20 protein-coding genes are annotated in these 23,287 nt (G+C 70.7%); 13 read left to right on the forward strand and 7 right to left on the reverse strand.

Annotation, left to right across the window (positions count from 1 at the left end; genetic code table 11):
• The 4 genes from AC3EO4_RS14145 to AC3EO4_RS14160 all read right to left on the reverse strand — a co-directional run bounded on the left by AC3EO4_RS14145 (nt 1) and on the right by AC3EO4_RS14160 (nt 6,194).
• Nucleotides 1-2,271 carry a polysaccharide lyase 8 family protein gene (locus AC3EO4_RS14145; protein ID WP_431895870.1) on the reverse strand — a complete coding sequence of 757 codons (2,271 nt, stop codon included), beginning with the start codon at nt 2,269-2,271 and terminating at the stop codon, nt 1-3.
• A 414-nt stretch (nt 2,272-2,685) separates the two neighbouring features.
• The gene (locus tag AC3EO4_RS14150; protein ID WP_431895872.1) at nt 2,686-4,017 is read right to left on the reverse strand and encodes a M60 family metallopeptidase; all 1,332 of its coding nucleotides are present in this window, start codon (nt 4,015-4,017) and stop codon (nt 2,686-2,688) included.
• Nucleotides 4,018-4,102: 85 nt separating this feature from the next.
• Nucleotides 4,103-5,149 (reverse strand): LacI family DNA-binding transcriptional regulator, encoded by a 1,047-nt coding sequence (locus AC3EO4_RS14155; RefSeq protein ID WP_379583438.1) that lies wholly within the window; start codon nt 5,147-5,149, stop codon nt 4,103-4,105.
• 34 nt (nt 5,150-5,183) lie between these two features.
• The gene (locus tag AC3EO4_RS14160; RefSeq protein ID WP_431896027.1) at nt 5,184-6,194 is read right to left on the reverse strand and encodes a hydroxyacid dehydrogenase; all 1,011 of its coding nucleotides are present in this window, start codon (nt 6,192-6,194) and stop codon (nt 5,184-5,186) included.
• 193 nt (nt 6,195-6,387) lie between these two features.
• Here AC3EO4_RS14160 and AC3EO4_RS14165 point away from each other — a divergent pair, with 193 nt between their 5' ends.
• From AC3EO4_RS14165 to AC3EO4_RS14190, 6 genes are read left to right on the forward strand one after another with little or no spacing between them, the layout of a single operon-like run.
• Nucleotides 6,388-7,383, forward strand: coding sequence for an ABC transporter permease (locus tag AC3EO4_RS14165; protein WP_379583250.1), 996 nt, complete (start codon nt 6,388-6,390; stop codon nt 7,381-7,383).
• On the forward strand, nt 7,370-8,257 hold the full coding sequence (locus AC3EO4_RS14170; RefSeq protein WP_431895875.1) for a carbohydrate ABC transporter permease: 888 nt from the start codon (nt 7,370-7,372) through the stop codon (nt 8,255-8,257). Before AC3EO4_RS14165 ends, AC3EO4_RS14170 begins: the two co-directional genes overlap by 14 nt.
• A 27-nt stretch (nt 8,258-8,284) precedes the next feature.
• A complete protein-coding gene (locus AC3EO4_RS14175) occupies nt 8,285-9,952 on the forward strand; it encodes an extracellular solute-binding protein (protein WP_431895877.1) in 1,668 nt (555 codons plus the stop codon).
• A 32-nt stretch (nt 9,953-9,984) separates the two neighbouring features.
• Nucleotides 9,985-11,367: a M1 family metallopeptidase gene (locus AC3EO4_RS14180; protein ID WP_431895879.1), complete on the forward strand. Its 1,383-nt coding sequence runs from the start codon at nt 9,985-9,987 to the stop codon at nt 11,365-11,367.
• Nucleotides 11,364-13,595 carry a right-handed parallel beta-helix repeat-containing protein gene (locus tag AC3EO4_RS14185; RefSeq protein WP_431895881.1) on the forward strand — a complete coding sequence of 744 codons (2,232 nt, stop codon included), beginning with the start codon at nt 11,364-11,366 and terminating at the stop codon, nt 13,593-13,595. Before AC3EO4_RS14180 ends, AC3EO4_RS14185 begins: the two co-directional genes overlap by 4 nt.
• A 55-nt stretch (nt 13,596-13,650) precedes the next feature.
• Nucleotides 13,651-14,877, forward strand: coding sequence for an alpha-L-fucosidase (locus tag AC3EO4_RS14190; protein ID WP_431895883.1), 1,227 nt, complete (start codon nt 13,651-13,653; stop codon nt 14,875-14,877).
• A 24-nt stretch (nt 14,878-14,901) separates the two neighbouring features.
• Here AC3EO4_RS14190 and AC3EO4_RS14195 read toward each other — a convergent pair whose 3' ends face one another.
• Both AC3EO4_RS14195 and AC3EO4_RS14200 read right to left on the reverse strand, forming a co-directional pair.
• Entirely contained in the window at nt 14,902-15,678 is a 777-nt protein-coding gene (locus AC3EO4_RS14195) for an enoyl-CoA hydratase-related protein (RefSeq protein ID WP_431895885.1), read from the reverse strand.
• Nucleotides 15,675-16,451, reverse strand: a complete 777-nt coding sequence (locus AC3EO4_RS14200) for a PaaX family transcriptional regulator (RefSeq protein ID WP_431895887.1) — start codon at nt 16,449-16,451, stop codon at nt 15,675-15,677. The genes AC3EO4_RS14195 and AC3EO4_RS14200 overlap by 4 nt, the downstream gene beginning before the upstream one ends.
• Nucleotides 16,452-16,629: 178 nt before the next feature.
• On the opposite strand from AC3EO4_RS14200, the gene AC3EO4_RS14205 reads away from it, so the two are divergent.
• On the forward strand, nt 16,630-16,797 hold the full coding sequence (locus AC3EO4_RS14205) for a DUF3117 domain-containing protein (protein WP_020545024.1): 168 nt from the start codon (nt 16,630-16,632) through the stop codon (nt 16,795-16,797).
• A 74-nt stretch (nt 16,798-16,871) separates the two neighbouring features.
• Nucleotides 16,872-18,272 carry a leucyl aminopeptidase gene (locus AC3EO4_RS14210; RefSeq protein ID WP_431895891.1) on the forward strand — a complete coding sequence of 467 codons (1,401 nt, stop codon included), beginning with the start codon at nt 16,872-16,874 and terminating at the stop codon, nt 18,270-18,272.
• Nucleotides 18,273-18,359: 87 nt separating this feature from the next.
• Here the strand turns inward: AC3EO4_RS14210 and AC3EO4_RS14215 are convergent, their stop codons facing one another.
• A complete protein-coding gene (locus tag AC3EO4_RS14215; RefSeq protein WP_379583266.1) occupies nt 18,360-18,998 on the reverse strand; it encodes an O-methyltransferase in 639 nt (212 codons plus the stop codon).
• A 161-nt stretch (nt 18,999-19,159) separates the two neighbouring features.
• On the opposite strand from AC3EO4_RS14215, the gene sigE reads away from it, so the two are divergent.
• The 5 genes from sigE (at nt 19,160) to AC3EO4_RS14240 (ending at nt 23,274) form a co-directional block, all read left to right on the forward strand.
• The gene (gene sigE / locus AC3EO4_RS14220; protein WP_379583268.1) at nt 19,160-19,801 is read left to right on the forward strand and encodes an RNA polymerase sigma factor SigE; all 642 of its coding nucleotides are present in this window, start codon (nt 19,160-19,162) and stop codon (nt 19,799-19,801) included.
• Nucleotide 19,802: 1 nt separating this feature from the next.
• The gene (locus AC3EO4_RS14225) at nt 19,803-20,324 is read left to right on the forward strand and encodes an anti-sigma factor family protein (protein WP_379583270.1); all 522 of its coding nucleotides are present in this window, start codon (nt 19,803-19,805) and stop codon (nt 20,322-20,324) included.
• Nucleotides 20,321-21,286 carry a sigma-E factor regulatory protein RseB domain-containing protein gene (locus AC3EO4_RS14230; protein WP_379583272.1) on the forward strand — a complete coding sequence of 322 codons (966 nt, stop codon included), beginning with the start codon at nt 20,321-20,323 and terminating at the stop codon, nt 21,284-21,286. The genes AC3EO4_RS14225 and AC3EO4_RS14230 overlap by 4 nt, the downstream gene beginning before the upstream one ends.
• Nucleotides 21,287-21,358: 72 nt before the next feature.
• The gene (locus tag AC3EO4_RS14235; protein WP_379583273.1) at nt 21,359-22,813 is read left to right on the forward strand and encodes a S1C family serine protease; all 1,455 of its coding nucleotides are present in this window, start codon (nt 21,359-21,361) and stop codon (nt 22,811-22,813) included.
• 104 nt (nt 22,814-22,917) lie between these two features.
• Complete coding sequence (locus AC3EO4_RS14240; RefSeq protein ID WP_431895894.1) at nt 22,918-23,274, forward strand: sec-independent translocase; 357 nt, start codon at nt 22,918-22,920, stop codon at nt 23,272-23,274.
• The last annotated feature ends 13 nt before the right edge of the window (nt 23,275-23,287 follow it).

The raw sequence follows: 23,287 nt of genomic DNA on the forward strand, positions 1-23,287 counted from the left end.
CTAGCCTTCTCGGTGGCGGCCGACCGTGAGTTCGGCCGTGTGGGTGTGGCCGCGCGATCCGGCCAGCTCGACGGTGATCGTGGGGTTCCTACCCGGTCGGACGGTGACCGTGTCGTCGGCGCCGGCCACGCCGTGGGCGGGGTGGTCGAGGGTGAGTGTGACGGTGTCGACGGTCCTGCTGGGGTCGGAGACGGCCAGCGAGACGTGGTCGCCGGCCCGCCGTACGAGGACGGCGCAGGAAGCGGAGGCGGTGACCCCGCCCGCTTCGCCCGCGGACCAGAAGGTGGCGGCGAACAGCCGGTCCTTGCCCTGCTGGGCCGCGACCGCCTGGACCTCGGCGGAGTTGGCGAGGATCTCGACGCCCGCATGGGCGGCGGTCTGCTCGGCGGTCGCGTGGGGGAGCAGAAGGTAGGCGTAGCTCGCACCGGTCGGGTCGGCACCGTGGTCGAACCAGAGCGTGACGTACTCCCTCGACACCGGCCCGCCGGCGCCTCCCGTGTCGGCACCGTCGTTGATCGCCCTCCAGGTGTCGGTGCGCACCTCACGCAGCGTGCGCAGCGGTGCGCCACCAGGGAACACATAGCCGCCCACGCCTTCGAGATGCGCCCACGAGGAGACGGACGAACCCTCGGCGCCCTGCGCGGGGACGCCGTCGACGACCAAGACGCCTGTGGTGCCGCGGTTGTCGACGATGGTCTCGATCGTCCTGCCGTCGGTGCTGGTGATGCCCGCACCCAGGCAGACCACCGCGTCGTCGAGGCATATCCAGCTCTTCCTGGCCGTGAGGGTGGTGCCCATGGCCATGAGCTCGAGGCTCGCCACGCCGTACCCGCCGAGGACGGCGCCGCCCGCCCACGCGTTCGACGGGCGGAACGTGCCGGTGCCGCTCACAGAGACCGCGGGATCGCGCGGCCGCGTGTCGACCGTCGTGCCCGGCAGCCGGTAGGAGTCGACGGTCGGCCAGTAGTCGGCGCTGTAGTGGTCGAGGTCGGTGTACAGGTAGGTGACGCCGTCGCCTTGGTACCAGGCGCGGTAGTTCTCCCCGTTGCCGCACTCGTAGGCCGCGATCCGCTTGGAGTCGAGGCTGAGGGCGAAGGACCAGTCTGTACGGCGGTGCACGACACGGTCCATGTCGGCGAACACGTGATGCCCGACCGGCCTGGACGCGGCGGCCAGCGCCGGGTCGTCGAGCACGGCCCGGGCCCGTGCCGTCGCCGCGATGCCCGAGCGCTCCACGAACCTGCCCCTGCTCACCCAGCCCTTGGCCAGCGACCTGAACCTGGTCGCATACGGCTCGGGCGCGCCGCTCGCGAGCTGGAGCACCGCGTCGACGGTGTCACGTCCGGCGTCGTGGTCGCGGTAGCCGCCGCGCGACACGGCCCTGCCCCTGACGCTGTCCATCATGAGACCGTCGTGGATCCACGGCGCGAACGTCCGCTCGACGGCGTCGAGGATCACCGCTCTCTTGGGGTCGGTGACCTCCCAGCTCGATCCGCCGAGCAGGCCGAGGACGGCGCTGACCGACTGGAGCAGGACGACGCCGTAGGAGCCGGTGTAGGCGACGGTGTCGTGCTGGACGAAGGAGCCGTCGGCGTAGAAGCCGTCGCGGGAGGTGACGTAGCCGAACAGGGTGTTACGCCCGCCGTCCCGCACGTCGGACAGCCCGTCGCGGGCCAGGGCGACCTTCGCCGCGTCGTCGCCGACGATTCCACGAAGGGCGACGATCAGCGCCTTGTCGGCCCTGTTGGCGCCGGTCTCGGAGAAGTTGGTGAGGTTGGTCCTGCGGTCGGGATCGGGGCAGAAGCGGTCGACGGCTCGGATCCAGGCCGCGCGCTGCTCAGGGGCGATGACGTCGTACATCAGGAGGCAGGTGTCGATCAGGGCTCTGGAGGCGCCGATCTCCCAGTGCCACCAGTTGCCCACTTCCTTCTTGGTCTCGTTGTAGGCGCGGGCGTAGAGGAAGTCGAGGGCGTTGAGGAGCTCCGTCGCGAGCCGGGCGTCGTCGTGGAGTTTCGAACCCGGGGTCGCCCAGGCGGTGGCGAGGGTGCGGAGGCGCTGGTGGCTGCTGGAGATGTCGCCTGACGCGCCCTTGAGCGGGAGGTCGGGCCACAGGAAGGTGCGGCCGGGCGAGAGGTCGATGGTGTCGCGGAGGGCGGTGGCCGAGGCGTCGAGCCTGGCGAGGGGCGCTGCGAAGGAGGGGTCGGCGGGGTCGAAGGGGGCGCCGGTGAGCATGGCGGTGGCCTTGGCGCGGAGGGCGGCGAACTCGGTCACGCCGGAAGTCTGGCTGGTCGGGGTGGGGAAGATGGTTGCCGAGCCCGGTTCTGTGGAAAACGCGGGGTTGACGCCGGGGGCTGTGGACAACGGGCCCGAGGGGAGGAGGAAGGCGGCCAGGCCACCGGCCAGCCCGAGAAAACCTCGCCGGCTGGAGGTGACACGGATGGGGTCGTTCCCAAGCGGTGCGCCCGGGCCGGAGGAGATCGGGGCGACCAGGGAGGCCGCCGGTGATGGCCGCACGGGCCCGGGTTCGGCGGCGGCCGAGGTGGTGAGGGCCGAGGAGCCTGTGGACGGGGACGAAGGTGAGGAACTAGCCGAGGTGGCGAGGGGCGAGGAGCCGGCGGAGGCGGCGGGCAGCGGGGGCGACGGGGAGGACGAGGAGGACGGGGAGGGGCGCATGAGGTCGGGCTCCTACTCGGCCAGGGTGCTCGGGTCGACGTCGGGGGCGGGCAGGCCGAGGGCCGCCACCTGTGCCAGGTACTCCGCCGTCACCGGCGCTCCCCATCGCGTCCAGAACCCGCTCAGATCCCGTCCAGCCGTGCGGGAGGTGTAAAGCGCCAGATACCCCCACCTCTTGTCCGTCTCCGTCCACTCCGACGCAGGTCGCTCGGAACGGACCAGCCGGTGCAGGCGGGGCCAGAAGTCGTCCCCGTAGGCGAGCTCCAGCTGCCGGAACGGCACCAACTTCTCGTAGGCGCCGAACCCCTTCACGTAGCCGGAGCTCGGCAGCTTCGGCAGCGCGCTCTGGTACGGCGTGAGCCCCGTCTTCGCGTCCGGCTTGGTGAGGTTCGACGGCTGTCCGAGGGTCCGCTGCGCCGCCAGCGCGTAGATGTTGACCGTGACCTCCGTGAGGTCGGTCGGCTTGTAGGCCATCTGCTGGTGCTGGTGTCCGAGCTCGTGGTACACGCCCCACCCTCTGGTCCGCAGCCCTTCCACGGTGAGCAGCCGGTCGAGGTAGGTGCGCGGGTAGGCGGTCCAGCCGTGGGTGGCGTACGCGCCCGCCCCCGTGGGCATGCGCGGCGCCTCCACCAGGTGGAACGGCAGCGGGCTCCGCTCCCGCTCGGCGAGCCCCGAGATCGCCGCGTGCGAGGAGACGATCGTCTCGAGCAGGGTCAGCAGCCCGTGGTGGTCCTGGTCGCGCCAGGCGAGCATGCCGTCCCTTGTCACCGTGACGATCCCGTACGGCGAGACCAGCTCGACCTGGGGCGCGGCGGTCAGCGTGTCGAGCTGTGACTGGAAGGCCTGTTCGGTCGTCTCGCCCATCACGAACGTCGGCGCCGGCGTCCCGCCCTGGACGAACTTCACCTTGGCCTTCCTGCGGTCCTCGGGCGAGGAGCCGATCAGCGACAGGTAGACCATGCCGCCGCCGGGGTCGGTGACGGTGTTGACGCCCGAGGTCAGGGGGTAGGCGCGCGGGTTCTTGTAGGTGACGTCGGCGTGGGTGTCGGGGGCGCCGACGTGCAGGGTGGGCAGCAGGCCGTCCTTCGCGTCGACCTCGACGGTCAGCTCGGCGGCGGCGGGCAGATAGAGCCCGGTGGGGCGGAAGTTCGTGGTCCCGAGTGCCTGCTGGAGCCTCAGCCGCTCGCTCTCGGCGCTGGGCCTGGCCCGCAGCACCACGGTCCGGCCGGCGGGTCCGAACGCGCCGGTGGCGGAGGAGCCGAAGGCAGGGGAGGAACCGAGGAAGACGGCGCCGACGGTGGCCGCGCCGAGGAAGCCGCGACGCGAAAGGGGGGTGGTCGTCATGACGGCAGCATGTAAGCGCTTTCTAGGGCGAGTCAAGGGCTTGTGAATCTTTCTACGTCTTTCTATGCAGCTCAGCGGCAGAGGCTTAGTAAGCGCTTGCTACCGATCCACGCACGACGACGGTCGTCCCCACCCTCGTGGTGGTCTGCACGGGCGCGAGGTAGTCGCCCTCCTCTGCCACGCCCAGCGCCAGCCGTACGGCCTGCCGTCCCATCTCCTCCAGCGGGATCCGCACGGTCGTCAGCTGCGGCCGCAGCTCCTGAGCCACCGGCACGTCGTCGTAGCCGACGACGGAGAGCTGCTCGGGCACGGACACGCCCGCCAGCTCCAGCGCCTGCATGACGCCCGCCGCGACGGTGTCGTTGGCCGCGAAGACCGCGGTGAAGTCCAGCCGCTCGGCCAGCAGCTCCCTGATCGTGTCGTAGCCGAACCTGCGGCTGAACGACCCGGTGCGCACCAGCTCCTTGGCCTGCGGCAGCCCGCGCATCTCCAGCGCCCTGCGATGCCCGGCCAGACGGGCGATCGTCGTGGACAGCGAGGACGGCCCGCCCAGGAACAGGATCCTGCGGTGCCCCTGCGTGATCAGGTAGTCGGTGATGGCGAAGGCGCCGCCCTCGTTGTCGTACTCCACGACCCTGGTCGGCACGTCGTCGCCCAGCGAGGGCCGCCCGCACAGCACCAGCGTCGAGCCGGCGGAGTGCAGGGCGCGGGCCCTGCGGGCGACCTCCGCGGCGTAGGCGCGGTCCTCGTGCGCCCCGCCGACCAGGATCACCGCGTCGGCGCGCTGTTCGTGCAGCAGGTCGATGAGCGCGAGCTCCTGCTCGTGGCTGCCCTGCGTGCAGCACACCATGCACAGCCGCCCGTGCCTGGTCGCCTCGCGTTCGACGCCCCTGGCGATGTAGGCGTAGAACGGGTCGACCACGTCGTTGATGATGATCCCGACCGTCCTGTTGGTCGCCCCGGCCAGCGCCCTGGCGTGGGCGTTGACGACGTAGCCCAGCTCGGCGATGGCCGCCTCGACCCGCTCCCTCGTCGACGTCGCGACAGGGTAGTTGCGGTTGATCACCCTGGAGACGGTCGCGCTGGAGACGCCGGCTCTTCTGGCCACGTCGGCGATGGTCGCCGAGCTCATGTCGGTCACCGGCTCCTCCTTGCCCGTGTGAAGATCATGCCATTCGGTCGAGCGCGTCGAGCCGGATCTCGTGCAGCAGCGGAAGCCCCGCGCAGTACCTGGCGACCTCCTCGACCGTGGAGTCCGCCAGCCTGCCGAGCTCGTTGCCCTGCGCGCCCGCGAGATGCGGGGTGAGGAAGACGTTCGGCAGCCCGAACAGCGGATGCCCGGCGGGCAGCGGCTCGGGGTCGCTGACATCAAGTATCGCGTCCAGCCGGCCGCTCGCGACCTCCTCCAGCAGGGCCTCGGTGTCGATGAGCGTGCCCCTGGCGGTGTTGACCACGACCGCGCCGTCCATGAGCGTGGCCAGCAGAGAGCGGTCCAGCATGCGGTAGGTCTCGGGCGTGCTCGGCGCGTGCAGGGTCACCACGTGCGAGCGGCGGGCCAGCGTGTCGAGGTCGACAGGGGTCGCACCCATGCCGGCCACCTCAACGGGGTCGGCGTAGGGGTCGTAGACCAGGACCTCGGCCTCGAGCCCGCGAAGCAGCTCGACGACCCGCCGCCCGATCCGCGACAGGCCCACCACGCCGATGATGATCCGCCGAGCGCCCAGCCACGGGACGCCGGTGAAGTCACGTTTCGTGCCGTGCTCCCGGTACCTGTGGGCCAGGGTGAAGGCGCGCTTCACCCCGAAGACGATGGCGGCGTAGGTGAACTCGGCCACTGGTACGGCGTTGGCGTCGGCGGCGCTCGACACGCGCACGCCCCGTTCCAGCACCGCGGGGTCGAGGAACGTCTTCACCGTCCCCGCCGCGTGGGCGATGAACCGCAGTCCGGGCGCCCGTTCCAGGAGCTCGGGCCCGAGCGGCGGGCAACCCCACCCCGTGACCAGCACCTCGGCGTCGGCGAGCGCCCGCGACGCGGCGGCCGCCGAGAGGTCGTGCAGGACGTCGTCGTGGAGGTCGGCCAGCTCGGCGAGCCGGTCGAGGGCGCCCCTGGCGAAGACCTCCTCGCGCACTCCCGGCGCCATCGCCAGGACGGTGCGCGGTCTGAGCCGCACCTCCATGACCGTCACATCACGCTCCCCGAAACGTCGAACCCAGGACTCGTCAGCATAGTAAGCGCGTTCTATCGAGAACGTGCGCCGCACGCTAGGCCCTACCCAGATCAGACGTCAAGCGCAGCAATGAAAGGCGCCGTACCCTCTTGACGAATCCAGAAAGCGCTTACTACGGTCACGCCAACTGGAAGGACCACGCATGACGACTCCCCTCGAAGCCGTCGGTTCCGGTACGGCCCGCCGTACCGGAACCGAAACCCCCGCGGTCGTGCCCAAGCGCCTGCCGCTCAGGAAACGCCTCTGGCGGGACCGGGTCATGCTCATGCTCACCCTGCCCGGCCTGCTGTACTTCCTGGTCTTCCACTACGTCCCGCTCTTCGGCTACGTGGCGGCCTTCCAGGACTACCAGCCGTACATCGGCTTCCTCGACAGCCAGTGGATCGGCCTGCAGAACTTCGCGACCATGCTGGGCGACCCCCGGTTCTGGGACGCGGTGGGCAACACGCTGCGCATCACGCTCACCCAGCTGGTGCTCTTCTTCCCCGCCCCGATCGCGCTGGCCCTGCTGCTCAACAGCGTGGTCAGCGAGAAGGCCCGCAGGTTCGTGCAGAGCGTGGTCTACCTGCCGCACTTCATCGGCTGGGTGATCATCGTCTCGATCTTCCAGCAGGTCATCGGCGGGGCGGGCGTGCTGCCCGACTTCCTGGAGAGCATCGGCCTGCCGCGCTACGACATGATGACCGACCCCGACGCCTTCCCTCTGCTGGTGACGCTGCAGGTCATTTGGAAGGACTGCGGGTGGGGCACGATCATCTTCCTGGCCGCGCTGCTGTCCATCCCCTCCGAGCTGTACGAGGCGGCGGCGATGGACGGCGCGGGCCGATGGCGCAGGCTCTGGCACGTCACGCTGCCGGGCATCACACCGATCATCATCCTGCTGCTCATCCTCAACCTCGGCAGCATCCTGTCGGTCGGATTCGAGCAGATCCTGCTCCAGCGTGACGCGGTGGGTCCCGAGTCGGGCGAGGTGCTCGACACGTTCGTCTATTTCAACGGCGTCCAGGACGGCCAGTGGGGTCCCGCCGCGGCCGTCGGCCTGGTGAAGGCGGTCGTCGGCGCCGCCCTGGTGCTCGGTGCCAACAAGGTGGCGCACCTGCTGGGCCACGAGGGGGTGTACCGCAATGCGGGCAAGTGACCGCCCGGCATGGATGGAGCGGCCCTCCAGGCTCGGCACCGGCCTCAAGGTGGCCGTCATCGTCGCGATCACGCTGCTGGTGGTCTATCCGTTCGTCGGCGTCCTCGGTACCAGTCTCTCCTCGGAGTCGGAGATCGCCAGAAGCGGCGGCTTCGTCCTGCTGCCCACCTCGCCGCAGCTCGACGCCTACCGTGCGGTCTTCGACGGAGGCACCGTCACCCGCGCCCTGCTCGTCAGCGTGCTGGTCACGGGGCTCGGCACGCTGGCGAGCGTCACGGCCACGATCGGCATGGCGTACGGCCTGAGCCGCCGCGAGGTCACGGGCTCGAAGTGGATCCTGATGATCGCGCTGCTCACCATGCTCTTCAACCCCGGCATCATCGCCAACTTCCTGCTGGTCAACCAGCTCGGCCTGCTCAACAGCTTCGGCGCGCTCGTCCTGCCCAGCCTGGTCAGCGCGTTCAACCTGGTCGTGCTGCGCTCCTTCTTCATGAACCTGCCGGGCGAACTGCTGGAGAGCGCCCGCATGGACGGCGCGGGCGACCTGCGGATCCTCGTCCGCATCGTCCTCCCGCTGTCGAAGGCGGTGATCGCGGTGGTGTCGCTGTTCTACGCGGTCGCCTACTGGAACAACTTCTTCAACGCCCTGCTCTACATCGACGACGCGGACCGCCACCCGCTGCCGAACATCCTGCGCACCTTCATCCTGCAGGGCCGGACGCTGGAGAGCGCCGTGGGCACCGAGGCCCCCGCGCCCGTGCAGGCGATCCAGATGGCCGTGCTCGTCGTCGCCGTCGTCCCGATCCTCCTCGTCTATCCCTTCCTGCAGCGCTACTTCACCAAGGGCGTGCTCACCGGCGCGATCAAGGGCTGAGCCCGCCCTCCACCCCGAAGGAAGACCATGAACCTGTCCAGGCGCGGACTCCTCCGCCTCGGCGCGACCGCCACCGCGGGCGCCGCTCTCTCCCCGCTGCTGGCCGCCTGCGGCGGCGGTTCCGGCGCGGCCCCCGCGACCAAGGCGCAGGGGCTGACCATCAAGCTGCCGACGTACGTGCCGCTGCCCGGCGCGGCCAGGCCCGACCTGCCCGGCACCCCCGCCGGGGTGCCCGAGGGCTACTTCACCTATCCGAAGGAGCTGTTCAAGGCGGTCGCCAAGCCGCCGATGTCGGGCGGCACGGTGACGATGGCGTCGAAGACCTTCCTGCCGCCGCCCCCGCCCCGCGAGCAGAACGCCGCGTGGCAGGAGATCGAGAAGCGGCTCGGCGGCAGGGCCGAGCTGATGATCGTGCCGGAGGCCGACTGGCCGACGAAGTTCAACACCATGGTCGCCGGCGGCAACCTGCCCGACCTGTTCCCCTACGTCTCCACGCAGGGCGTCAACAACCTGCCCGCCTTCGTGGCCAGCCAGTGCAGCGACCTGACGCCGTTCCTGAGCGGCGACGCGGTCAAGGAGTACCCGAACCTGGCCGCCATCCCCGAGGTGTTCTGGAAGCAGGGCATCGTCGCGGGCAGGCTCTACGGCCTGCCGATCCCGCGCAACATGGTCGGCGGGCTCGGCTTCTACCGGGCCGACCTTTTCGCCGCCGCCGGCGTCACCGACCTGGCGCAGATCACCGACACCGAACGGCTGGCCGAGCTGCTGAAGGCGGTGACCAACCCCAAGGAGAAGCGCTGGGGCGTGGTCGCGGCCACCGGCGGCCTGTTCGGCCTGTCGATCTTCGCCCAGCTCTTCGGCGCACCCAACGGCTGGCGCCTGGAGCCGGGCGGCAAGCTGGTCGCCGCGTTCGAGACCGAGGAGTACAGGGCCGCCGTCGAGTACACCCGCGCGCTGCGCGAGGCGGGCGTCATCTACCCGGGCTCCGAGGGCTTCGACTCGCTGAAGCGCAAGAACGAGTTCAACGCCGGCCACGCGGCGATGACCTACGACGGCATGCCCGCCTTCCTCGGCCCCCCGGGCTACCTGCAGACCCAGAAGAAGATCGACCCCAAGGCGGACCCCCGCCCCATGCTGCCCGTCGGCGGCAGGACGGCGGCGTTCCTCAACAACATCGTCTTCGCCACCAACTTCGTGAAGAAGGCCGACGAGGCGAAGGTCAAGGAGATCCTGCGCGTCGCCGACTTCTTCGCCGCCCCCTTCGGCAGCGAGGAGTACACGCTCATCCAGTACGGCGTCGAGGGCACCGACCACACCCGCGACGACAAGGGCAACCCGATCCTCACCGAGCAGGGCGCCAAGGACACGACCGTTCCGTGGAAGTACCTCGGAGCCCCCACCCAGCCGGTCTTCGACGCCTCATCGAGCGAGGCCGTCAAGCTCACCCACGACGCGCTGTCCAAGATGATCGCGGTCGGCGTCGAGGACCCCACCACGGGCCTGTTCTCGCCGACCAGCGAGAACAGGTTCGAGGCGCTCTCCACCATGCGCACCGACAGGCTCACCTCGATCATCGCGGGCCGGGCGCCCATGTCCGACCTCGACCAGCTCGTCAAGGACTGGAAGGCACAGGGCGGCGACAAGATCCGCGCCGAGTTCGAGAGCGTCATCCAGAAGACCGGCGGCACCGGCTGAACCACCCCCCGACGATAGGTGTGACACCCCCCATGAAACGAACGATCTCAGCTCTGGCCCTCGCCGCCATGGCGGCAGGAGCCCTCGCCCCGCCCGCCCACGCCGCCCCCGCCCCGGGAGCGCCGGGCCTGGGCGACCCGCTCTTTCCCGACCTCGGCAACGGCGGCTACGACGTCCGCCACTACGACGTCTCCTTCGACTTCACCCCCGTCACCTACGACTTCACCGCCACGGTGACGATCCTGGCCACGGCCGTTCAGGACCTGTCGTCCTTCAACCTGGACACCGACGGCCACACGATCGACTCCGTCACCGTCGACGGCCGCCCCGCCACCTGGGCGCTCGCCCCCGGCCGCACGGGTCAGGAGCTCACCGTCACCCCGGCCGAGCCGCTGCGCGACCACCGCCCGTTCACCGCGACGGTGACGCTTCACGGCAACGGCAAGGCCCCGCGCTCCGGCCTGACCGGCTGGCGGTTCGGTCCCGACGGCGGGTTCGCCGCCGCCGCGCAGGCCAGCAGGGCCGACACGTTCTTCCCCGTCAACGACCACCCCTCCGACAAGGCCACGTGGACCTTCCGCGTGAAGGTTCCCGACGGCTACGTCGCCACCGCCAACGGCGAGCAGGCCGGCAGGGAGGGCGACGTCTGGCGGTTCGAGGAGCGCGAGCCGATGCCGCCCGAGTTGCTCGGCCTCGCCGTGGTCAAGGGCACCTACCTGTACGGCGCGGGCCCGCACGGCCTGCCGCTGCGCCATGTCGTCCCGCAGGGTCAGGAGGCCACCTACGGCCCGATAGCCGCCGAGACCGCGGGCCAGATCGCGTGGGCCGAGGCGAGGTTCGGCCGGTTCCCCTTCTCCACCTACGGCGTGCACATCTACCCCGGCTACACCGACGCGCTGGAGAACCAGACCCTCTCCTTGTTCGGCACCGGCTGGTTCAGCAGGCCGACGTACTCCAACACGATGGTCCACGAGCTGGTCCACCAGTGGTTCGGCGACTCCGTCACTCCCGCCACCTGGCAGGACGCCTGGCTGAACGAGGGCCCCGCCGTCTACTACGCGGCCGTGTGGGCCGAGGAGCGGGGCGGCGAGAAGCTCGCCGACAAGATGCGGACCGTGTACGGCAAGCTCGACGAGGTCCGTGCCAAGGACGGCCCTCCCGGCAGGCCCAAGGCCCTCGGCGGCTACAACATCTACGACGGCGGCGCGCTGGTCCTGTACGCGCTGCAGAAGGAGCTCGGCGCCCGCGACTTCGACCGCGTCATGCGCCGCTGGGTCCAGCGCAACAAGGACGGCAACGCCTCCACCGAGGACTTCATCGCGCACGCCGTGAAGACGACCCACCGTCCTGGCCTGGACGCGTTCCTGCGCGCCTGGCTCTTCGGCGAGAAGAACCCTCCGTTGGAGCTCTCATGAGACGCCTGCTCGCCCTGACCGCCGTGCTCTCGCTCTGCCTGACGGGCGTCGCCGAGGCGGCTGGGACGCGAACGGGGCCGGCGCCCGCTCCCAAGGTCTACCACGCCGCGCCCGGCGCCACCGGCCGCGCCTGCAACGAAGTCAACCCCTGCTCTCTGGAGACGGCCAGGGACAAGGTCCGCGAGGCCATCGCGGGCGGCATGAACCGTGACATCGAGGTGCGGCTGACCGGGGGCGTCTACCGCATGGACGAGCCGCTCGTCCTCGACGGCCGCGATTCGGGCCCTGGCGGGCACACCGTCACCTGGACCGCGGCCCCGGGCGCCAGGCCTGTGCTGTCGGGCGGCGTGCCGATCACCGGCTGGCGGCAGGAAGGCGGTCTCTGGGTGGCGCGGGCGCCTGAGGGCGTGATCCCCCGGCAGCTGTTCGTCGGCGGGGTCAGGGCGGTGCGCGCCCGCGGCGAGGCGTGTCCCGCGAGCGTCTGCGACGCCACCAGGACCGGCATGAGCGGGGCCGTGAAGAGCGGCGTGGCCGCGTGGAAGGAGCCCGCGAACGCCGAAGCCGTGATCAGGATCCGCTGGCGCAACTACCACTGCAGGGTCGACAGGGTCGACGGTGACCTGCTCACGTTCGCCCAGCCGTGCTGGACCAACTCCGCCGGCGGCACGAACCGCACCGGCCCGGCATGGGACAGCACGACCGTCGACTCCAGCCGTTACACCAAGGTCTCCTACTTCGAGAACGCCGTCGAGCTGCTGGACCGGCCAGGAGAGTTCGTCTACGACCGCGGCAGCCGTACCGTCACCTACCTGCCCAGGCAGGGCGAGGACCTCAGCGACGTGATCACCCCCGCCCGCGAGACGCTGCTGCGGATCGAGGGCGCGAGCAGGGTGACGATCTCGGGTCTCGGCTTCGAGCACGCCGCCTACCTGCAGCCGGACACCGACGAGGGCTACGCGGGCACGCAGGCGGGCCTGACGCTGACCGGGGTCACCGGACCTGTCGACCACGCGGGCCGCCACTACACCAAGCCCGCCGCCGCGGTCGTCGTGCGGGGCGGACACCAGGTGACGGTGGAGAACAGCGCCTTCACCCGCCTCGGCGGCGCGGGAATCGTCCTGGAGCGGGGGACCAAGGACTCGGCCGTCACCGGCTCGAGCTTCACCGACCTGTCCTCAGGCGCGGTCTACGTCGGCGACACCGAGCCCAACCCGCCCGCGGAGCTGCGCGGCGAGCGCAACACGGTCGCCCGCAACACGATCACGCACGCGGGCGTGGAGTTCACCGACGCGGTGGGAATCTGGGCCGGGTACGAGAGCGAACTGGCCGTCGACCACAACACGCTGGAGAAGCTGCCCTACTCCGGCATCTCCGTCGGCTGGGGATGGAACCAGCCGGAGGCGCAACGGCCCGACATGCGCGACAACAGGATCACCGGCAACCGGATCGTCGACGCCATGATGGTCGAGTTCGACATGCATGACGGCGGCGCGATCTACACCCAGGGACCACAGCCCGGCACGGTCGTCTCCGGCAACTACGTCAACCGCTCCGCCTACGGCAACACCGAGCGCGACGGCAACGGCGTCTACCTCGACGAGCAGAGCTCCCACATCCGCGTCGAGGGCAACGTGCTGACCCGCATGGGCTACAAGTGGGTCTCCAACTGGGCGGGGTACGGCATCGAGAACCTCGCCACGGGAAACTGGACGGACACCACGGCCCCCGCCCTGTCGGGGCGAGGCTCGCAGATGGTGGACAACCACACCGCCCTCGTACGGCTGCCTGACACCGCGATCCAGGTGGCCGAGGCCGCGGGCGCGACCCCCGGCGGCACGGTCGAGCAGCTCGCGCCCGACCTGGCCCGCGGCGGGTCGGCCACCCAGTCCTCCACCGACGGTACGGCCGGCGCCGCCAACGCGGTCGACGGCTCCACCACGACCGACACCAGGACCCTCAGCCGGCAGGGCTCCTGGTGGCAGGTCGACCTCGGCGCCGTCCAGCGGATCGGCTCGGTCGAGCTCTGGAACGACGCCTCGATGACCACCGGCGACGTCGAGGTGATCGTGGCCACCACCGCCGACCTGTCGGACGCGAAACGGGTGAGCCTGCAGGGCAAGGCGCTCCGCCCGTCGCTGGTGGAGATCGCGGCCGATGCCCGTTACGTGCGCGTCCAGCGCACGGGCACTGGCAGGATCGGGCTCGCCGGAGTATCGGTCCACCCGTAAACAACGCACCCGAAGGGGTACGGCCGGGCCGCACCCCTTCTCGCCTGGAGAGCAGATGAGCTGGTTCACCGACGCGCGGTTCGGCCTCTTCGTCCACTGGGGCATCTACGCCGCCGCAGCCCGCCACGAGTGGGTGAAGTCCTACGAGAAGCTGGACGACGCGCACTACCGGCGCTACTTCGACCATTTCGACCCCGACCTGTACGACCCGAAGGTCTGGGCGGAGGACGCGTGGAACGCGGGCATGCGCTACCTGGTCATCACGACCAAGCACCATGACGGGTTCTGCCTGTGGGACTCGGCGCTCACCGACTACAAGGCGACGGCGACGCCGTACGGCAGGGATCTGCTGCGGCCGATGCTCGAGGCGTTCAGGGCCAGGGGGATGCGGATCGGGCTCTACCACTCGCTGATCGACTGGCACCACCCCGAGTTCCCCATCGACCTCTACCACCCGCAGCGCGACCAGGGCGAGGGCGGCGCCAGGGACGTCCGCAAGTACGCCGACTTCCTGCACGGGCAGGTCCGCGAGCTTCTCACCGGCTACGGGCGGATCGACACGATGTGGTTTGACTTCAGCTACCCGGGGCGCGGCATGGGCGCCAAGGGCAGGGACGAGTGGCGGTCCGCGGAGCTGGAGGCGATGGTCCGCGAGCTCCAGCCCGGCATCATGATCAACAACAGGCTCGATCTGGGGAGCGGTGACTTCACCACCCCCGAGCAGGTCATGCCGCCGGGTGGGGTGCCCGGCCACGTGCCGTGGGAGGCGTGCCAGACGCTCAACGGCAGCTGGGGCTACGACCGCGACAACCTCGACTGGAAGTCGCCGGAACTGCTGCTGAGCATGCTGGTCGACACGGTTTCCAAGGGCGGCAACATGCTGCTGAACGTGGGGCCGAACGCGCGCGGCGAGTTCGAGCCGCGCGCCGTCGAGCGGCTGCGCGAGATCGGCAGGTGGACCAGGCTGCACGGCAGGGCGATCTACGGCGCGGGCGCGTCGGAGTTCACCCCGCCGCAGGACTGCCGCTACACCCAGCGCGGCGACCGGCTCTACCTGCACCTGCTGAACTGGCCGATGAGGCACGTCCATCTCCAGGGCCTCGCAGGGAAGGTGAAGTACGCCCAGTTCCTGCACGACGCGTCGGAGGTGCGGGTGCTCAGGGTCGATCCGAACGAGCCTGGCCACACCTACCTGAGCGGCGTTCCTGAGGACACGCTCACCCTGCAACTGCCCGTGACCAGGCCCGACGTGGCGATCCCTGTGATCGAGCTCTTTCTCTGAGCCCTGCGGGCCCGCGCGCGGGAATTAGCGGCCGGTGAAGGTCGGGCGCTGCTTGGCCAGGAACGCCCTGGTGGCGTCCCTGTGGTCCGCCGTGGCCGCCAGCGCGTCCTGCAGGTCGGCCTCCAGCTCCAGGGACTCCGCCAGCGAGTGCGTGGCCGCGAACGCCAGCGCGCGCTTGGTCGCGGCGAACGCCTTCGTCGGGCCCGCGGCCAGCCGCGCCGCCAGCTCGTGGCCCGCCTTCAGCAGCTCGCCCTCCGGCACGACCCGCGAGACCAGGCCGAGCTCCAGCGCGCGGGCCGCGTCCACCGGCTCGCCGAGCAGCAGCAGCTCGGCCGCGCGGCCACCGCCGATCAGGCGCTGGAGCGTCCACGAGGCGCCCGAGTCCGGCGCGAGCCCGATCGCGGTGAAGGCCATCGCGAACTTCGCCCGCTCCGAGGCGACGCGCAGGTCGCAGGCGTAGGCGAGGGAGGCGCCGGCGCCCGCCGCCACGCCGTTCACGGCCGCGACCACCGGCTTGTCCATGCCGGTGACCAGCTCGATCAGCGGGTTGTAGTGCGCGCGCACCGTGTCGGCCAGCCCCCTGCCCGCCTCCAGGTTCTCGGCGTGCTCGCGCAGGTCCTGCCCCGCGCAGAAGGCCCTGCCCTCCCCGGTGATCAGTACGGCCCGCACGGCGTCCGACGCCGCCGCCTCGCGCAGCGCGTCGAGCAGGGCGGTCTTCAGCGCCACCGTCAGCGAGTTCATCGCGTCGGGACGGTCGAGCGTGACGGTGGCGACGGCGTCGGCGACGTCGTAACGGATCACAGCAGCTCCTTGTCGACGAAAGCGGCGGCGGCGGGCATCAGCCTGGCCGCCTCCTGTTCGAAGTACGCCCGCGCCTTCTCGCCCTGCCACCCGGGCGGCAGCAGCTCTGCGGGCAGCCCGGGGTCGCGGAACAGGAAGTTGCGCCAGCCGTGCACCAGTCTGCTCCTCGTGGCGAAGACCCGGGAGGCAGGCGCGCCATCGCTCAGCCCCGCGATCAGCTTCTGCGCCTCGGCCAGCCACTCCTCGTACGCGTGCCCGATCGCCGCCAGGTCCCACGCCCTGGCGACCAGCTCGCGCGGATCACCGTCGAGCACCGCGTCGAACCTGTCGGCGCGGATGTCCTCGTTGGCCAGCAGCGGATCGAGCTCGGGGGAGTGGCGAGGGCCGACCCAGGTCGTCTCCGACAGCGGCGCGTAGCCGAGAAAGGCCAGGTCGGCACGTAGCCGCTCCCTCTTGGCCCGGTCCCTGACCTGCTCCAGCACGACCAGGTGCCAGTGCCCCTGCCAGCTGATCGTTCCCGCTCGGTAAATTCTCAGCGCCGCCTCGTCCAAGCGTCTGACGGCCTTGGCGGTCACGGCGTATCCAGGGCCCTGCGGCAGCCGCACCCTGTCGAGCCAGCCCTGCCTGACCATGCGCGAAACCGCCGTCCTGACGGCGGGAGCCGCGATTTCCAGGGGCGCGAGCAGCCTGACCAGGGCGGCGACCGAGGCCTTCCCGCCGCGGGAACGCAGGTGGTCCCCGTACAGATCGAACAGCGCCGCGCGTGCGTTCACGAGCACCAGTTTGGACGGCTTCGCGACGCTGGACAACGGATGCTGGGAGGAGATCGTTACCCATTTGGCACTCCGATGCGGGAGAATAGGACATCACAGAAGACGTGAATGCGTCGGCCACCCACCGGGGCGGTCGTTGATCGCAACCGCGGAGTCCATGGCAGGAAGGGATACACGCATGGCGGCGATGAAGCCGCGGACCGGCGATGGTCCGCTGGAGGTCACCAAGGAAGGGCGCGGCATTGTCATGCGGGTCCCGCTCGAGGGTGGCGGCCGGCTCGTCGTGGAGATTTCGGCCGACGAGGCGAAGGCGCTCGGCGAAGCGCTGAAGAACGTGGTCGGCTGACCGCCGGCTCAACCACCTGATCGAACGGCCCTGGCGCACCTCCGCCGGGGCCGATCATGTTTGGAGATTATCCCGTGCCCATCCAGACGACGGTGTCCGTGCTCCCCCAAGCGCCCGCGGACTCCGCACTGCTGGCCGTGCCGTACGACTCGGGCCTGGACCCCCAGGTCGAGCTGCCCGTGCCGGTGGCCGCGCTGCTGGCCCACTACGAGGCCAAAGGCGAGGCGGGTGAGATCGTCGAGATTCCCGTCACCCGTGGAGACGCGGTGGGCAGGGTCCTGCTGTACGGCGTCGGCGACGGTTCGCCGCGCGCGCTCCGCAAAGCCGCCGCCACCCTGACCCGCAGGGCCAAGGGCAAGCCGTCCCTGACCGTCGTGCTCCCTTCCTGCGACGCCGCGGTGTTCGCCGAGGCCGCGCTGCTGGCGGCCTACACCTTCAAGATCGGCGCCCAGGGCACGACCCCCGTGGGAGCGCTCACGCTGGTCGGCGCCGACGAGGAGGCCGTACGGCGGGGCGAGACCGTCGCCCAGGCCGTCGCGCTGGCCCGCGACCTGACCAACACCCCCTCCTCCACCAAGACCCCGGCGTGGCTGGCCGACCAGGCGACGGGCACGGACCTCGAGGTCAAGATCTGGGAAGAGGAGGAGCTGCGCGCGGACGGGTTCGGCGGCATCCTGGCCGTCGGGCAGGGCTCGGTCCACCCGCCCCGGCTGATCCAGCTCTCCTACGCGCCCGAGGGCGCCGACAGGCACATCGTGCTGGTCGGCAAGGGCATCACGTTCGACTCCGGCGGCCTGTCGCTCAAGCCGACCGACAACATGAAGACCCAGAAGACCGACATGGCGGGCGGCGCGGTCGTGATCGCGGTCATGGGCGCGCTGGCCGCCCTGGGCTCCCGCGTGCGGGTCACCGGCCTGGTCGCCGCGGCCGAGAACATGCCGTCGGGCACCGCCCAGCGGCCCAGCGACGTCATCACGCACTACGGCGGCACGACGGTCGAGGTGACCAACACCGACGCCGAGGGGCGCCTGGTGCTCGCCGACGCGCTCGCCTACGCCGACGCGGTCCTCGATCCCGACGCGATGGTCGACGTCGCCACCCTGACAGGGGCGATCAGCGTCGCGCTCGGGCGCAACATCGGCGCCGTCTACTCCTCCGACGACGAGCTGGCCGACGCGCTCATCGCGGCGGGCGCCGAGACCGACGACCGGCTGTGGCGGATGCCGCTGATCGACGACTACCGTCCCGCGCTCGACTCTCCCATCGCCGACATGCAGAACGCCGACCTCGGCGGGCGTTACGGCGCGGGCTCGATCACCGCGGCGCTGTTCCTGCGGGAGTTCACCGGCAAGCGTCCCTGGGCGCATCTGGACATCGCCGGCGTGGGGCGGAGCACGGTCGACGAGGGCACGGTGACCAAGGGCGCCACGGGTTTCGGCGTCCGCGTCCTCATCGAGTGGCTCACCCGCTCCTGAGCCGCCGCCCCGGATTCCCTGGCCTGGCCCGGTGGGTGGGACCGTCCATCCACCGGGGCCCCGCAGGGGAGCGCCTGGCGCCGCCGTTCAGTCGGAGATCTTGACGGCGGCCAGCAGACCGTCGCCGAGCGGCATCATCAGCGGCCGCAACCTGTCGTCCTCCTGGACGAGCTTGCCCAGCTCCCGGACCGCGACCGTGTCGGGGTCACGCTGGGAGGGGTCGGCCACCCTGTTGTGCCACAAGGCGTTGTCGAAGGCCACGATCCCGCCCACGCGCAGCAGCCGCACCGCCTCGGCCAGGTAGTCGGCGTACTCCTGCTTGGCCGCGTCGGCGAACACGAGGTCGTAGCCGCCGTCCGACAGCCGGGGCAGCACGTCGAGGGCGCGCCCGATGATCAACCTGATCCGTCCGCCGGAGAAGCCCGCGTCCGCGAAGCTCTGCCGGGCCAGACGCTGGTGCTCGGGCTCGACGTCGACGCTCGTGAGCGTGCCGTCGGCGCGCATGCCGCGCAGCAGCCACAGCCCCGACACCCCGCACCCCGTGCCGATCTCCACCACGGCGCGCGCGTTGAGCGCGGTGGCTAGGAAGCACAGCGCGGCACCGCCTCCGGGAAGGATGGGCGGCGCGCCCATCTCGTGGCCGCGCTGTCGCGCCGCGTGCAGGATCTCATCTTCCTGATGGAACTGCTCCGCATAGGCCAGAGTGGCCTCTACCGGGCTGGTCATCGGCCTCTCCTCCCCACTTCCGTGCAATTGGTCACCGATCGCAGCCTAGGGGAGACACGCCACGACGGGAACTCTGGTCGCGCCCAACGCGTTGCAGGTTTAAACGGGCTTTGCCGGTCCTGAAGGCAGGCAGTGCGCACGAAGGGACGAAACCAGGCACTATGGCGGTAGCGGCGGTGGTCCCAGAGAGAGGAGTGCTGGTGGACGGAAGCGACCACCAGGCCGATCCTCACGTGTCAGATGTGTCTGAATGGACTCCTCCCACCTGGGAGGAAGTGGTGCGGACGCACTCCGCACGCGTGTATCGGCTTGCGTACAGGTTGACCGGCAACGTGCACGATGCGGAAGACCTCACCCAGGAGGTCTTCGTCCGGGTCTTCAGGTCGCTGTCGAGCTACACACCGGGCACTTTCGAGGGCTGGTTGCACAGGATCACCACGAACCTGTTCCTCGACATGGCGCGCAGGAGGCAGCGGATCCGCTTCGAGGGTCTCGGTGACGACGCGGCCGAGCGGCTGCAGGGTCGCGAGCCCTCGCCCGCCCAGGCATGGGACGACGCGCACATGGAGCCTGACATCCAGGCCGCGCTCGACTCCCTCGCCCCCGAGTTCAGGGCGGCGGTCGTGCTGTGTGACATCGAAGGCCTGTCGTACGAGGAGATCGCGGCCACGCTCGGCGTGAAGCTTGGCACGGTCAGAAGCAGGATTCACCGTGGCCGGGCACAGCTACGGGAGGCGCTGGAGCACCGGGCGCCCCGTAGTGCTGAACTCCCCCCGACCGTGACCCGTGGGGAGGAAGTCTGATATGTCGCACCTTGGAGAGCGCGCATCCGCGCTCGTGGACGGCGAACTGCGCCACGCCGAGCGTGAGCGCGCCCTTGCCCACCTGGCCTTCTGCGCCGACTGCAGGAGGGAGGTCGAGTCGATGCGGGCGCTGAAGTCGCGCCTGCGGTCGCTCGAAGGCCCCCCGATGCCGGCCGACCTGACCATGTCGCTGCTGCGGATGGGTGAGCCAGGTGACCCGATGCCGCCCAGGGAGCGCCCCTTTCCGACCTTCGGCGGCGTTCCGCTTCCAGGCCCGCGCAGCATCGCACCGCCGGACAACAGGCCTCGGGGTACCTCAGGTGCCACGTCGCGGCCCGGACGGTCCCGCAGGCGTCCGGCCTATGTGGCCGTAGGCGTCGTCTCGGCGGCGGTCGCCCTCGGCACGCTGTTCGTGGTCGCGGGGCAGGACCAGGGCCCCTCCGTCTCCCCTCCGGTCGAGGTGTTCAAGCAGGTCCACAAGACCACGGCGCCCTACGGCAACCCGCCCTCCGCCACGCCGTGAGGCGGCTGCCCGCCGTCCTCACGCTGGCGCTTCCGATGGCGCTCGGCCTGTCGGGCGCGGCCTACGCCGTGCCCGACGACTCCGAGAACGAGGACACGGGGCTGCCCCTGCTCAGACAGTCGGCGATGGCCGCGAGGGACCGGCCGTACGCGGGCACGCTGTTCACCACCGCCGGCGCGGTGCTCGCCGTACGCAACACGCCCGGCACGGGCATGACGGTCGACGCGCGCGCCACCGACCCGGGGACACCGGCCGGCGGCCTGCTGGCCCCCTCCGACGGGATGCTGCGCACCCTCGGCGCCAACTACCGGGTGGTCGAGGGGCGCGACGGCAACGTCTGCGGCAGGGCCGCGCGCCTGGTCGAGGCGGTACGGCACGACGGGCGCCCGGCCGCCCGCTACTGGATCGACACGGCGAGCGGGATCCTGCTGCGCCGCGAGGTGCTCGACGGCCACGGCAGGGTGGCGCAGGCCGAGGCGTTCGTCGAGGTGACGATTCCCACACCGGTTCCGCTGGCGCACCCCATCGCGGCGGTGAGGGCGGCGCAGGGCCCGCCGACGGCCGCGAGCCTGAGAGCGCAGGGGTGGAGCTTCCCCAGCGTGCTGCCGGGCGGGTTCGAGCTGGCCGGTGCCTCCGAGGGCGCCGGTTATCTGAAGCTGGGATACTCGGATGGAGTGTCCGTTGTGTCGGTGTTTGTTCAGCGGGGCACTCTGGACGAGGAGCGTCTGGCAGGTTGGCGTAGTCAGCCTCGCGACGGGAATACGATCTGGATCCGGGACGCTGCAGGACTGGAGATGATCTGGGCGAGTGGAGGCCATGTCTACACCGTGGTCGCGGACGCGCCCTCGGACGTGGCCGAGGCCGCGATCGGTGGGCTGCCGCACGAGGCGGAGCCTGGCTTCTGGCAGCGGTTCGCTCGCGGCGCCGATCGTGTGCTTTCCTGGGTCAACCCGTTCGCTTGACGCTCGCTTTACAACTCTCGAACGCCGCACGCGAGAAAATCGCGGTGTCCGACCAAGGAGTGGTGAGACTAGATGACCGACGAGACGCGCCCTACAGACGGACGCACGCCGTCGGACCTCGCTGAGCCCCAGGGACGGCCTGAGTTCCTGCCCGCCCACGACGGGTGGGAGAGCGCCCGGACCGAGCAGCTCGGCTGGGATCGCGGTGAGCAGGTCCCGCCTGCCCAGCCGTACGGCACCGGCTGGGGCGACCCCTCGGGGCGGTCGGCCGCCAACGACACGGCCGTGTTCGGCGCGCCCGAGCAGGGCCCCCCGCTGCCACCGCCGCCGCCCACGCAGGCGGTCGGCATGGGTCACGGATGGGGGCCGCCGCCCATCCCCGCCGACGGCGGGTACGCCCCCTCGCGCCGCGGGCCGAGCACGGGCGTGCTGGTCGCGCTGGCCGTGGTGATCGCGCTGCTCGCCTCGGTGATGGGCAGCGTCGGCACCTACCTGCTCACCAGACAGGGCAGTTCGGGCACCGACCCCTCCTACTCGCTCGGCCCCGCGCCGTCCGCCGACACCAGCAGGGCGCCGGGCACGATCGCGGGCGTGGCCTCGAGGGTGCTGCCGAGCGTGGTCTCCCTGGAGGTCGAGGGCAACGCCGACGCGGGCACCGGTTCCGGCTTCCTGATCAAGGGCGGCTACGTGGTCACCAACAACCACGTCGTCGCGCTCGCCGCCCAGGGCGGCGCCATCAAGATCGTCTTCAACAACCGCAAGTCCACCAGCGGGCGGATCGTCGGCCGCGACCCTGGCTCCGACCTGGCCGTGGTCAAGCCCGACCAGACGTTCGGCACGCCTGAGATCACGCTCGGCAACTCCGACCAGGTCGTCGTCGGCGACCCCGTGATCGCGATCGGCTCGCCGCTCGGCCTCACCGGCACCGTCACCACCGGCATCGTCAGCTCGCTCAACAGGCCCGTCGTGGCGGGCGAGGACAACGACCCCGATCCCGCCTACATCAGCGCCATCCAGACCGACGCGGCCATCAACCCAGGAAACTCGGGCGGGCCGCTGGTCAACACCAAGGGCGAGGTCGTCGGCGTCAACTCCGCGATCGCCACCCTCAGCAGGGCGGTCTCCAGCCAGAGCGGCAGCATCGGCCTGGGCTTCGCGATCCCGATCAACCAGGCCAGGCGCGTCGCCCAGGAGATCGTCACCACCGGCTCGGCCAAGCGCGTCAAGATCGGCATCATGGTCGACTCCGGCTACCGCGGCGAGGGCGTGCGCATCGCCTCCCAGCCCGCGCAGGGCCGCCAGCCGGTCGAGGCCGACGGCCCCGCGGGCAAGGCGGGGCTGAAGGCCGGCGACATCATCCTGGAGATCGACGGTCTGCGTATCCAGGACAGCACCGAGCTCATCTCGCTGATCCGCAGCAAGAACCCCAACTCGAAGATCTCCATCAAGTACAAGCGCGGCGGCGAGGAGCGCATGGCCACTCTCGTCGTCACCGCCGAGCAGGAGCCGAATCCGAAGCCGTCATGATCTGGATCTCGCCCGGGCTGGGTGCTTCATCGCCCGGGCGAGCCCTTAGTCTGGAACTGGCCGGGGTTGTCCCCGGAACCGGTTGCACAGTGTAGGAGCTTGCGGTGTTCGGACTCGGTTGGATGGAGGTCGGGGCGCTCGTCGTGATCGCGCTGCTGGTCTTCGGTCCTGACAAGCTGCCGCAGGCGGCGTCTCAGGCGGGCAAGACGCTGCGCAATCTGCGACGCATGGCGACCAGCGCGCGCGACGACCTCAGAGCGGGCCTCGGCCCCGAGTTCTCCGATTTCGACCCTGCCGACCTCAACCCGAAGAACTTCGTCCGCAAGCACCTGCTGGAGGACGCGGAGGAGGCCTGGAACTCCACCCCCGCGGCGCTCGAGCCCGCGCCTGTGGGCGCCCCTGAGCCCTATTCCGAGCTAGGGTACGGCGAGCTGCCCCCCTACGACTCCGAGGCCACCTGAGGGCCTTCCCGCC

This window comes from Nonomuraea sp. bgisy101 (assembly GCF_057708945.1).